A 12,768-nucleotide genomic window follows, 5' to 3' on the forward strand; every position below is an offset into this window, starting at 1 on the left:
AGCTTTAACTTGAAATCTTCTCTGCAATTTAGTATGATACTGATTAAATATTTATGAAAGGTTAACGATTATGACGACTAGCAACGTAACTAATCAACCACAAGTTAAATATTATTTTTGGTATTTTGGTTTTTCAAACTAAATGCCTAGTTTGTCATTTATTTGACACACTGGCCTACGGCAATTGTGTCAAAGTCTTAAGTGTTTACTTCTTAATAAAGAACTCACACAATTGTCGTCAGTTGTGTGAGTTTTATTTTTAGGAGAAATTTATGAAGACTATCAAAAAAATCACTTTTGATACACTGAATGGTTTATCAATCGGTATTGTTGTAGCCCTAATTCCAGGAGCTTTAATTGGGCAATTAATTAAAGTCCTTTTACCAATTTGGCCCCAACTCAATTTTATCTTAGTATTAACCGCCTTTGCTGCAGCACTTTTACCCGTAATTAGTGCTGGGTGCGTCGGAATGACTGGTAACTTAACCCCGATTCAAACTGCTTCAATTGCCCTGGCTGCGGTCGCTGGAGCCGGTAATTTTATGATGAAAAATGGAAAAATTATGGTTGTTGGTAATGGTGATGTCGTTAATACTGCAATTACAATCATGCTAGCTTACGGACTGGTTTTATTTTTAGGCCAAAAGCTTAAAGCTTACACCATTTTACTAGTCCCTTTAATTGTTTTAGTGGTTGCTGGTGGAATTGGGTGTTTAACTAGAGGTCCAATTGGCCAACTAACTGCGCTTATTGGCGTGGGGGTTGAACATTTAACTAATTTACAACCAATAATTATGGGTATTTTAATGGGTATTGTATTTGCTCTGTTAATTGTTTCGCCAATTTCTTCTGTCGGGATTGCTACAGCAATTAGTATTTCTGGAATTGCTGCTGGATCGGCCAATCTGGGAATCACAGCGGCTAGTTTTGCTTTGGCTATTTTTGGCTGGAAAGCTAACTCTTTTGGTACTTCAATTGCTCATTTTTTAGGTTCGCCAAAAATGCAAATGGCTAATTTAATCACGCAACCTAAATTACTGATTCCTTTAATGATTAACGCCGGAATTATGGGCGGCTTGGGTGCAATATTCAAAATTGCTGGTACTCCAATGAGTGCAGGTTTTGGTTTTTCTGGATTGATTGGCCCGATTGCAGCAATGACAGGCAGGACAAATGATTTTGGTTCAATAATTTTAATTACGCTTCTTTTCTTTATTCTACCAATTGCTCTTGGTCTAATTGCTAACTATATCTGTAATAACAGGTTGCATTTCTTTAGTAGTCAAGATTTCAAACTTGATTTCAAATAAAAACCCCCTAGTCAAAAAGAGTCTCAGTGTGCTTGCTTAACATTGGTAGTTGGTAATTGGTAATTGGTATAATTAATTATCATTCAAATAAAAGAAGGTTATTAAAATGATTAAGTTTTATGGTTACAAGCGTTGCTCAACATCGCGTAGTGCACAAAAATGGTTAACTGACCATCATGTCAAAATCGACTTTCAAGACTTGGTTGAACAGCCACCAACAAAAAATGAGCTGATTAAATGGCTAACTAAGTATCAAGATCGCGGGTTAAAGTATTTCTTCAATACACACGGTCAAGATTATCGGCAACTGCATCTTAAAGATAAAGTTAGTGCGATGTCGATTTCGGAAGCCGCCGAGATGATGTCCCAAAATGGCAAATTAATTAAGCGTCCGCTTGTAGTTAGCAAACAGAATTTAACCTGTGGTTTTAATGAGGATCTTTACCAAAATACTTGGTTACAAGAGCAGGCCTAATGGTCTGCTCTTGTTTTGTAAGCATAACTTTTATATCTTAAAGATAACAGGTAAAATAAGTAAATAAAAAGGAGAAATACATGAAATACAATCAATATGCTTATGTAGAAACTGATTACCAGACACAAGTAAAGGAATTGCTTAATATTAAATTTTTACCGGTTAATTTTGAACAACTAACTTTTAGTGAATTATTGACTACAATGGTTGCCAATGTTCTAGCTGAAGTTAATCCACAAGATGAAGACGCCCGTAAAGCTAAATTAACTGAATTTGCCGTATCGAGTAGCCAAACCTTGACAGCTTTTCTAACTAATAAGCCGGAAAAAATCTCAGTTGAGCAATTTTACAACGTCGCTTTACAACTATTGGGCTATCACGTTCAGTACGATTATGATTTAGATAATCCTTTAAAGTTTATGAAAAAGCAAGCCTTACCAACTGTAAGTCAAATTGATAATTCCGCCGACTTGATAGGAGCTTTTTATCGGTTGCTAAATACTCGTACTAAAAATGGGCAAATATTACTTGATGTAATGGCTGGCAAGGGCTATTTCTTTGACCGGCGAGACAAATTACCGCAAAATGAATTTGTTTTATTCAATGGCAAAAGTCAACCAGTCTTTGATACCAGTAAAGTCATTCGCGAAGTAGTTTACGTTGAATGTGATCTCGACACAGATGGTGATGGTCACTCCGACTTATTACAAACCACCATTTTTAGACCTAGTGAAAGTGCTAAAATGCCCGTCCCTGCACTTTATACTGCCGATCCTTATTTTGGTGGTGTAATTGCTAATGAAAAGCGTAACCATAGTGTTGATGAAAACTTAACTGATGCAACTATATGGTCTAATCCTCAGTACCAGCCCGCCAATCATATCAAGGCTAAAGCACCCACTAGTAGCAATACTGACGCAAATCCAGCAACTGAACGAGCATTAAATAAAGCACCTTATACGTTAAATGAATATATGCTTGCTCGCGGCTTTGCTAGCGTTGTGGCTGGAGCAATTGGTACTCGTGGTAGCGATGGCCTGCGCATTACAGGAGGGCCTGAAGAAACTGAAAGTGCTAAAGCTGTTATCGAATGGTTACATGGTGATCGAATTGCTTATACCGACCGCACTCGAAAGCACGAAACTAAAGCTGATTGGTGCAATGGTAACATCGGAATGACTGGACGGTCATACTTAGGGACTTTACAAATTGCACTAGCGACAACTGGAGTAGCTGGACTCAAAACGATTGTTTCAGAAGCCGCCATTTCTTCTTGGTACGACTACTACCGTGAACATGGTTTAGTAATTGCACCCGAAGCTTGTCAAGGAGAAGACTTAGATATGCTAGCTGAAACTTGTCAGTCTAATCTCTGGGATGCCGGTGACTATCTCAAAATCAAGCCCAAATATGACGAAATGCAAAAAACTCTGTTGGCAAAAGCCGATCGCCTAACGGGGCAATATTCTGACTTTTGGGATGTCCGTAATTACCGCCATCATACTGACCAAATTAAATGCTCATGGATTAGTGTGCACGGCTTAAATGACTGGAATGTTAAACCCAAAAATGTTTATAAAATCTGGCAAAAAGTTAAAAATTTACCAATTGAACACCACCTCTTTTTACATCAAGGCCCACACTACAATATGAATAACTTGGTTTCAATCGATTTTACTGACTTGATTAACTTATGGTTCGTGCACGAATTGTTAGGTATTGAAAATCAGGCGTATAAACAATGGCCACAGGTAATGATTCAGGATAACTTAGAAGCTGACACATGGCATCAAGAACAAGACTGGAGTAATGATTGCGGTCATGAATCAACTTACTACCCAACCGATGATGGTCAATTACAGAAAGACGGCAATGGTCAAAAGCAACTTGCCTTTACTGATGTTGGGGGAAAGGAATTTAAAAAGGCTAAAATTTCTGAAAACGATTGGCAAAATCAATTTATTAGTGGTGCTAAAAAGTGGACCAAAGCCAGTTTACGTTTTACCACTGAAGAATTTATTCACCCGGTCACTATAGTGGGACGACCAACGGTAAAAATGCGAGTTTCATCTAATCTTAATAAAGGGCAATTATCAGTTGCCCTCGTAGAATTAGGCGAGCGTAAGCGATTAACTCCCACTCCCCGTTTGATTATGCCTGGAGGGCAAGAATTAGGCTATCGTTTTGGAACCGATACTTTGCAAGAATTTATGCCCGATAAAGTAACGCCCGCTAAATTAATCACTAAGGGGCACATGAACTTACAAAATTATGCTGATTTGAAAAAGCCAAGGGCGATTGAGACAAACCAATTTTATGACTTGGAATTTCAATTGCAGCCAACTTACTACAAATTACCAGTTCAAAGTCGCTTATGTCTGATAATTTATTCAACTGATCAAGGCATGACCAAGCGGCCACTTGAAGACACAACTTACACAGTTGATTTAACGCAAACTGAAATTAGGTTTAATCAACAATCATAATAGTTCTTGATTAAATTAATTTTAATAACCGTTAGCTTTTATGGCTAACGGTTATTCTTCTTTTCTCTTATTTTTACGTGCTAGTAATGTATTTAAATTAATATTGATTAACTTTAAATTTCAGCAATACCAAAATAAATAGAGCATCTTACGTAAAGCAAAGACTAAAAACATTAACTAGTGCCACAAAAATACAAGCATTACCTGCATAACTTTAAAAAATGCTACCAATATTTAATTGACAACTAGCAATAAATATAGCAATATAAACGCATAAAGCGCTTTAATTTTAGAAATAATTGAAAGGATAAAATTATGTATAAAGAAATTGGTTACATCGTCCTGATATTTTTACTTTATGTCCTAGCAAAAAAATTTAATAATTGGCCAATTTTTAAATTCGCTAAAAAAAACCGAGGCGGCTTAATCTTAACATTTTCGATAATAGGACTGCTTTATACTTTAATCGCGTACAAATTTAAATTCAATCATATCATGCCAAGTTTGATAAGTATTTTAGTTGTTATTATGCTAATTGGTCTGTTCTACATTTTCAAAGATCATTCAGCCCAAAAATAAATAATAAAACCTCGAAGTTAAAGCAATTTCGAGGTTTTACTATTGATATCCTAAAATTTTTTAGTTAAGTTAACGAATTCATATATGCCATCATTTGATTTTTGCATTTTAGAACCTTCTTTTTTAAATCCTGCTCTCTGATAAACTTTAATGGCACGTTTATTGAAGCTAGCCACTGACAGAAGGATCATTTTATAATTGAAATTTTTTTGTACAAATGCCTCGATTTCTTTTACAAAACTTAATCCTAACCCTTGTCCAGTTAAATCTGGTCTCAATCCTAAACCAATTTCCACCTTTTTTTCTGACAATCTTTCTAAGCAAAAATACCCCACAAGTTCATCTTTATCATCTAAAACCTGATAATACCTATTTCCTCGTAACCTTGAAGTGATTATTTCTTCAAAATCTTCTGGGTCATTTTCCATATTATAAAAATCATACTGGCCACTGTAATGCCATTTTCTAGCAATCTGGTCTGCATTTGCTTGAGTTAGCTGTGTTATTTTTTTATATTTCATTTTTATTATCTTATACTTCTTGATGTAAATTTTATTTAAAATTAATAATTTAATAATATTTAAACATTATTATATGGGGTTGTCAAATATAATAAAAATAATTAGTATAACAAAAGCCTAAACAGCCGTAAACACAACTAATATTTCGTTAAAAGTGACATTTTGATAAATCTTAGTTCTAGCAACTGTTCTAACCAAGCAATTTTCTAAGTTACGGAGGGTTAAATTTAGACCCAAATTTGCTAGCTTGAAAAACAAAGAAATCATTACTTGCATATAGTGTCTTCTAATATCGTTTTTTACGGAAAATCAGATAACCTAGAACAAAGAAAATGATAATGTAAAACATTGACCCGATAAGGATTTGATTATTATTCAGATGAGTTGTTTCAACATACATTGAGTAATTACCGAACTGGCGAGTTAAATTAAGCATGTTTAATGGATTCCACTTCATCACATTGACGAACTTATTTGAGTTTAACAAATTACTAGAAATAGTTTGCCCCATGAATACTAACAAAAAACTTAGAGTAACTACAATGGCATTATTATTAATTAAACAAGATAGTAAGAAAACAAGTGTTATGATTAGCATTGTCGTAACTAGATCAACCATGAATGCCGTTAACATGTTTTCCCAAATTGACTGACTGTATAGATAGGTCATTGTCCACACTGCTGAAGTTCGAAAAAGCGTATAATGCAAACAAAATGTATAAACTAGTGCCAGTAAGTGCAAAAAGACATCATACAGAAACAGTACAATGTACTTTGACAAATAAACATAGACCTTATTAGTGGCTTTATATAATAGAGTTAAGATGGCATTATTCTGAAATTCCATCGAGAAAGTCGTAGTACCTATTACAACCAGTATAAGCATAATCCAATCAGGTGCATCAAAACATAGTACTAGTAACAGCTTGTGTTCTTCACAGTTCAGCGCATAGCCTGCCAAGATCATCAATACCAATAAAATTATAGGAGCAATCCAAGCTATTTTTTTGTGACGTAACTTATAAAATTCTTGTTTAATACTATAAAACATCATTTATTCTCCATCTTATAATTTAAACCCGCCGATTTTTGAAGAGGTAATAGCCTATAATCGCAAACAAAATACCATAAATCAACGTAGTCACAATCAATTGCATGTTAGTCAAATTGGATTTAAGGATAATCGAACTTCTGGTCAACTGCTGGGAAATAAAAATCATATTAAGCGGGTTCCACTTGATAATCTTAACCAGTGATGGCAAAGACGACATCAGACCAGCTGAAAGACTGGCACCAAAAAAAGCTAGAGCTAAGCCAATACAGATTACTACTGCATTGATTTTAACAAGCATGGTCAACATGAAGGATAACCCAATGATGAAAACAGAGTAGATTACTTCACCAAACATATTAAGCATAAGAGCGTCTCTCAACGTATGTGCATGAAAAGCTGCACCCCAACTAAATCCACCAGGTACAAAAAGCCAATTCAATATAAAAGTGAATAAAATAGCACCAATTGTCAGTATAAAGCCATAAGCAAAAACAACAATGAGCTTGGCCAGATAAATTTTGAGTTTGCTTGAATTTTTGTAGATTAGCATAATAATCGTATTATTGCTGTACTCCATGGCAAAAAATGCAGACCCAACAGCAATCAGAATAATTGGAATCCATTCGACTGATCCAAAACCAAATGCCAATGTATTCTTGGTAATGTTTGTTGTTAGTGCACTGTAGACCATCAAAACAAGCATAGTTATCACTCCATACATTGCAACCTTTTGGTGGTAAAATTTATAGAACTCTTCTTTGAGACTAACGCCCATCTTCCTTACCTCTTTCTCGGTCCAGAATGTTAACGACAATTTCCTCAAAGCTAGCCTCTAATGGCAGTATTTCTTGCAAGTGGATATTATTTTTCAAAAGTAGATCCTGAATAGCAAAAATGTTTTTTTTGATCTATGACTAAGAAATTATTCTTGAGTATAAACGGAATCTTTTCTTTCTGCAGAAGAGACATTGCTCGATTATTATCTTCCGTGAGTACTTTATATTTTTGTTTACTAGTCTTATTAAATTCCTCAATTGGTTGGTTAACAATAATTTTACCTGAAGTTATCAGTACCACTTGAGTCATAATCTTTTGCAGTTCACTTAAAATATGACTCGAAATAAGAAAAGCTGTTCCTTGATCGGCGTAGCGTTTAATTAACTTGCGCACGCCAATGGTAGCTTCAATATCTAGGCCATTCATTGGTTCATCTAAAATTACTAACTGAGGGTGATTAAGTAAAGCAATTGCAATCCCTAATTTCTGTTTCATGCCTAAGGAATAACCCTTGGCTTTATTATTAATATAAGAATCCATCTGCAAAGTGGAAACCAATTGAGTTAGATCTCTTTTATCACGGGCATATAATTCTAGATTCTGTCTTCCCGTTAAAAATGGATAGATAGCTGGATGCTCGATCAAAGCGCCAACCCTTGCTAAAGCCCTATGACTAGTCTCAGTGATTGGACGCTTACCCACAGTGATACTACCGGTAAACTTCGTCAAGCCTAAAATGGTTTTCATAATCGTGGTTTTCCCCGCACCATTAGGTCCAATTAAACCGACAATTTCACCTGTCTTAATCTTCAAAGAAATATTTTTTATAATTTTACTTTTTCCTATATAAGTGTTTACATTACTGACTTCAAGTATTCTTTCATTGACTTGGTTCATTTTTCAACTGATCCTTTAAAATACCTTTAATTCATTTTACATTATATATCGTTATACTGTAACACTAATATAATATACCAGAACAAAGTAATATGCAACTTGCTTTTAAGTAACATGGAAAACAAAAAATAGATACCAATTAATATGAAATATTTAATTTATAGGATTTTCCTATTTAGGAATATAATTTTTAGTTACTGGACTAGTTTTCTTACCATACTCATGTTAAGAAATAGTAAGTGAGCCAATTCTGCTCTCAACTTTATCAGCTTGCTACTAAAATTTGGGTTTAGCCGAACTTGCCTTGGCTACATATATTTTTACCTTTATAATAAAATTTCCGATAAAAAATAAGTCCTGAAAATTAAGTAATTTTCAGGACTTATCTAATAATTAATATATTTTATGTGTTGGAGCCTTATCTACTACAAATGAGAAGCGAGATAAAAGGATTAATCATTTTGAAATCACCATTTACAGTTTGGAATGTACTATTGCCTAACATTTGAGAGTTTTTAATTTTAACATCACCGTTATTCAAAAATGCTTTTGTCTTAAATTTACTGTTAATAACAAAATGTCTAACTTTTTATTTTCAAATATATATTTGTTCCATATTAATTGGAATTAAATTATCCTAAATATCCAATTCCTGCAACTGCAAAAAGTTGTTTAACTTTCAAAACTTACCTAAAAATAGTGGCAATAACTGTTTCCAATATTCAAAACCCAAAATAATATTAAGCATTTGCCTAGTTTTATATGGTAAACTTGCCGATATTTTTGGTAAAAATATAAAAAACAATGAAACTATAATTCCCCAAAGAGCTCTGCTCACTTTGCCAATCATATTTGCATCCTCCTCTATTAAGTAAACATTTTACTTATTAAATTGATAACCTAATTTATATAGATACAATTTGATTATCTTTTATACAGCTTTACAATTCATCGAATCGTGGGAAAACTCTAAAAGGAAACCGTTCAGCCAAATTTTTTAGCTTCCATCTCAATAAATTCTGTAAAGCCGCCCTTTTCTGCTCGTTTTTGGGCAACTACCTTTAAAAAATGTTCTTGGTCAATCCCCTTAAAGTCCAAATAAGCTCTTAAAACTTCATAAACATCACCAAGCTCTTCAACCAAGTTGGTTTCACTGGTCGCATTAACTACTTCGCTAGTTTCTTCAACTAATTTTTTCATTTTAAGTTCTTTTATAAAATCATAAAGACAATAGTTTTATCGATTATTATACTACACATTATTTTGTAAAATATCAAAAACTGTGAAGTTAATTCTTAAACCTGTACACTAATTTATTCAATATCTGCATGATTTTTACGCATAGTCGTCTCAGTTGCACCCACAATTTTCATTAATTTGAGTGAAATTGCATCAAATAATAACAAAGACATCTGCTCAAATAATGATCCCATTGGTTGTAACGAAGTAATTTTCGACACTTTAGATTGAGCAACTATTTTTATCACTATATCAGCCATTTTTGCTAAAGGTGAAGCTATATCTGTAGTAACTACTGCAATTTTAACCCCATTATTTTTAGCAATGTTTGCCTGTGCTAGCAATTGAGTCGAATTTCCTGAAGAAGAATTGATAATCAGCAAATCTCCCTGTCTAGTATGTGGTTCACTAATTTCACCAACCACACTAATAGTAAAACCTAATTGCATCAGCCTATTTGCAAAAGCTCTAATCATAAGCCCTGAACGTCCTGCTCCAGATAGATAAATACGATTAGCTTCTTTAATTGTCCGTATCAATTCATTTACTTCTTCATTAATTAAAGGATCTGGTACTTGTGCAAGTTCATCTAAAATGGACGTTAATTCACTCAATTTAATATTTCCTTTCCAATATTTGTTTAATTTAATTTAGTTTGTAGATTACTAGTTAACAGATCAAGTGGCAATTCAGCCAGATCCTGTATAAATTCTTTTGACTGAAACAATTTCATCAACTTACGAAGTATAGTTAGATGTTCATCTCCTTTGGCTAAGGCTAAATTAAATAAAAATTTACAGTCTATTTGCTGCTGTGCATCTTCCATTAATCCAAAGCTTACTGGCTTAAGCAAACGAACAAAACTAATTCCACTTACTTTGACCAAATTTGAATCACCATGTGGGATTGCAATGCCCATACCATCTGCTAGTTTTAAACCAGTAGGAAACTGCTTTTCCCGCTTTATACAAGCTTGCGAAAATTGAGAATAAATACCATTAGCCTTAAGCATTGGTAATCCCGCAAACTTAATTGCTGCTTGGTAAGTAGAAATATCAGGTGTGCCTTCATTTACAAATATCTTAATTCCCATTGCGTATCCTTTTACTTTGTCAATTCATCTTTGATTTGCTTTAAAACTTCATCTTCACCAATACCAGTTAATAACGCCGACCCAACAATTACTGGTGTTTTTACACCAGGTCTATTCAATTTGGTTGACGAAACAATTAAATCCTTACTATTAAATGTGTCATCAGTACAATCCATTAATGACGCCTTATCCAAATCAGCTTTAACACCTTGTTCATCTAAATAATCTTTTAATCCAGCTAACATAATCGACGATGAAGCAATTCCATTACCACAAACTACTAAAACTTTTTTCATTTTCTTTTCCTCTTTAAACATTTTTACTAATTAATTGAAGAATTATCAATCTTAATTTGTTTTCTTTCTCGTTTTTTTAACCAATATCCAAATAAAATTACAAGAATAGCGACTGCAATATAACCAAAAATTCCAATATGTGAAACGCCAGCGAATAATCCTGTCAATGGATTAGCCGATGGATTTAAGGATGAATACATCACCCCTTTTTTAGCCCCTGCACCAAATTGTTGGAACACTTGATTTGTAGCAGGTGTCATCCATGAAGCAATGTATAAGCCTCCACCAAATAGGAAAACTGATGCAAGCCAAGTTCTAATAATATTTCCTTTAAAAACAGGTACCATGGCAGCAATAAAGAAAACAAATTGAGATAAATCTCCCATTGGCATGACTTTGTTACCTGGAAGAACAACTGCTAAAATCACGATAATTGGGATAAGCAATAAGGCCGGAGCAATAACAGCAGGATTGCCAATAATTAAAGCAGTATCCATTCCTACCGTAATTTCACGATCAGGAAAACGTTTGACCATCTTTTTACGAACTGCATTAGAAAGTGGCACCAAGCCCTCCATCATAATTGAAGTCATCTTTGGCAATAATAACATTACTGCTGCTAAGTACATTCCTAACTGTAAACTGTTGATAATTGCATGATATGGGCTATTCCAACTATAACCAAACAATCCCAAGCAAACACCAATCAAAAAGCCAACCATGGTAGGGTCTCCAAAAATGCCAAATTTTTTTTGAATGCTTTCAGCCGTCGCATTCCAATGACGTACCCCAGGAATATGGTCAAATAACCAATTAAATGGATATGCAAAAAACAGATATGTATTGGCTACTGGATGTGAAATTGATACTCCTTTTGGTAAGCTATAAAATTCATTATTGTTCTTAGCACCAAGATCTGCACCAATCAAGGCAATCATATGAAAAATTGCTGCAGTCAAGACACCATAAAGGAAATTGCCTGAATAAGCATAGACAATTGCACCCATCGAAGCATTTTGATGCAAGTTAAAAACATCTACATTGACACAATCAGTTAACCGCAAGATTAACATAATAATATTAGTACACACACAAAGTGGGATAATAATGGCACCCATACTTGAACCAAAGCCCATCACTGCTGTTGCCGCACCCCCCACATCAATAGCTGATAAAGAAGAACCGGTTTTAGCGGCTAAGCCTTTAATTGCTGGCTGCATTTTTTCAAGCATGAATGTTACAACCATACTCAATGCTATAAAACCGATTCCAACTTTCATTGCTGACTGTGCAGACTCAGACCAAGATCGCCCTAAGAGTTTCATAAGCAACAAAAAAATTACGGGAATAAAAATAAAGTTACCTATATCATTAATAAACTGAGTAATCATTGCCATAAGAATCAATCCTCACAATCATCTTCAAAGCCCATATTCCATGTAACAAAATCCGGTCTAGTTAATAACCGATTATCATCAGACTTAGCTTCTAATAAGTTCTTTTTCGAGTTTTCACGAGCTGTCTTAAAATTAAATGGCTCATCCAAAAAAGCATCAAGAATCATTTTATGATACGGCAAACCATTTACTCTCATTCCTAGACCAATTATTTGAGCATTATTGCTTAAGCGCGCACGCTTAGCCGAATAAGGATTAGTAACTGCTGTTGCCCTAATTCCCCAATGTTTATTTGCCTGCATGGTAAAACCAATACCCGTGCCACAAATATATACGCCTAAGCGACATTCATCTCGCTGGATTGCCTCTGCCATTTCATCAGCTAACTTAGCAAACGTATTCTGTCCATCGTTTGGAACTTTGACAGGATCAAAAACCACTTCATATCCTTTAATATCAATTAAGTATTTTTTTAGTTCCTCCTTTCTTTGGAAACCAATATCATCACAAGCAATTGCAATTTTCTTTTTCATAATATCTTCCTTTCTAAAAGCCAATTTATTTATCCGCTTTCATTTTACAAAGCCAATTATAAACTTTGTTTTTGTTGTTTTCAATTACTTTTTTATTGCTTCTTTTAATAA

Annotated in this window: 13 protein-coding genes and 1 pseudogene; 3 read left to right on the forward strand and 11 right to left on the reverse strand. The window is 34.1% G+C overall.

What is annotated here, in order from left to right; translation table 11 throughout:
- The first annotated feature begins 272 nt into the window (after positions 1-272).
- The 3 genes from BM203_RS03470 (at position 273) to BM203_RS03480 (ending at position 4,271) form a co-directional block, all read left to right on the forward strand.
- The gene (locus BM203_RS03470) at positions 273-1,310 is read left to right on the forward strand and encodes a PTS sugar transporter subunit IIC (RefSeq protein ID WP_090092794.1); all 1,038 of its coding nucleotides are present in this window, start codon (positions 273-275) and stop codon (positions 1,308-1,310) included.
- Positions 1,311-1,416: 106 nt separating this feature from the next.
- Entirely contained in the window at positions 1,417-1,785 is a 369-nt protein-coding gene (locus tag BM203_RS03475) for an arsenate reductase family protein (protein WP_090092795.1), read from the forward strand.
- Between the two features lie 80 nt (positions 1,786-1,865).
- A complete protein-coding gene (locus BM203_RS03480; protein WP_090092797.1) occupies positions 1,866-4,271 on the forward strand; it encodes a Xaa-Pro dipeptidyl-peptidase in 2,406 nt (801 codons plus the stop codon).
- Between the two features lie 629 nt (positions 4,272-4,900).
- Here BM203_RS03480 and BM203_RS03490 read toward each other — a convergent pair.
- From BM203_RS03490 to BM203_RS03535, 11 genes and pseudogenes are all read right to left on the reverse strand, one after another.
- Positions 4,901-5,371, reverse strand: coding sequence for a GNAT family N-acetyltransferase (locus BM203_RS03490; RefSeq protein WP_090092800.1), 471 nt, complete (start codon positions 5,369-5,371; stop codon positions 4,901-4,903).
- A 286-nt stretch (positions 5,372-5,657) separates the two neighbouring features.
- Entirely contained in the window at positions 5,658-6,425 is a 768-nt protein-coding gene (locus BM203_RS03495) for an ABC transporter permease (protein ID WP_228150109.1), read from the reverse strand.
- A gap of 19 nt (positions 6,426-6,444) precedes the next feature.
- Positions 6,445-7,200, reverse strand: coding sequence for an ABC transporter permease (locus BM203_RS03500; RefSeq protein WP_090092803.1), 756 nt, complete (start codon positions 7,198-7,200; stop codon positions 6,445-6,447).
- A pseudogene (locus BM203_RS03505) lies at positions 7,190-8,078 on the reverse strand (ABC transporter ATP-binding protein). The gene BM203_RS03500 and the pseudogene BM203_RS03505 overlap by 11 nt, the downstream one beginning before the upstream one ends.
- Positions 8,079-8,778: 700 nt before the next feature.
- The gene (locus BM203_RS08420; RefSeq protein ID WP_159428287.1) at positions 8,779-8,949 is read right to left on the reverse strand and encodes a hypothetical protein; all 171 of its coding nucleotides are present in this window, start codon (positions 8,947-8,949) and stop codon (positions 8,779-8,781) included.
- A gap of 134 nt (positions 8,950-9,083) precedes the next feature.
- Positions 9,084-9,299 (reverse strand): nucleoside triphosphate pyrophosphohydrolase, encoded by a 216-nt coding sequence (locus BM203_RS03510; protein ID WP_090092804.1) that lies wholly within the window; start codon positions 9,297-9,299, stop codon positions 9,084-9,086.
- A gap of 113 nt (positions 9,300-9,412) precedes the next feature.
- Complete coding sequence (hxlB, locus tag BM203_RS03515) at positions 9,413-9,952, reverse strand: 6-phospho-3-hexuloisomerase (protein WP_090092806.1); 540 nt, start codon at positions 9,950-9,952, stop codon at positions 9,413-9,415.
- Between the two features lie 26 nt (positions 9,953-9,978).
- Positions 9,979-10,431 carry a PTS sugar transporter subunit IIA gene (locus BM203_RS03520; protein WP_090092807.1) on the reverse strand — a complete coding sequence of 151 codons (453 nt, stop codon included), beginning with the start codon at positions 10,429-10,431 and terminating at the stop codon, positions 9,979-9,981.
- 11 nt (positions 10,432-10,442) lie between these two features.
- Positions 10,443-10,727 carry a PTS sugar transporter subunit IIB gene (locus BM203_RS03525; protein ID WP_090092809.1) on the reverse strand — a complete coding sequence of 95 codons (285 nt, stop codon included), beginning with the start codon at positions 10,725-10,727 and terminating at the stop codon, positions 10,443-10,445.
- A 26-nt stretch (positions 10,728-10,753) separates the two neighbouring features.
- Positions 10,754-12,124, reverse strand: a complete 1,371-nt coding sequence (locus BM203_RS03530; RefSeq protein WP_090092811.1) for a PTS galactitol transporter subunit IIC — start codon at positions 12,122-12,124, stop codon at positions 10,754-10,756.
- 5 nt (positions 12,125-12,129) lie between these two features.
- Positions 12,130-12,657 carry an RpiB/LacA/LacB family sugar-phosphate isomerase gene (locus BM203_RS03535; RefSeq protein WP_090092812.1) on the reverse strand — a complete coding sequence of 176 codons (528 nt, stop codon included), beginning with the start codon at positions 12,655-12,657 and terminating at the stop codon, positions 12,130-12,132.
- Between the last annotated feature and the right edge of the window lie 111 nt (positions 12,658-12,768).

It is taken from the genome of Lactobacillus bombicola (assembly GCF_900112665.1).
GTDB classification, from domain to species: domain Bacteria; phylum Bacillota; class Bacilli; order Lactobacillales; family Lactobacillaceae; genus Lactobacillus; species Lactobacillus bombicola.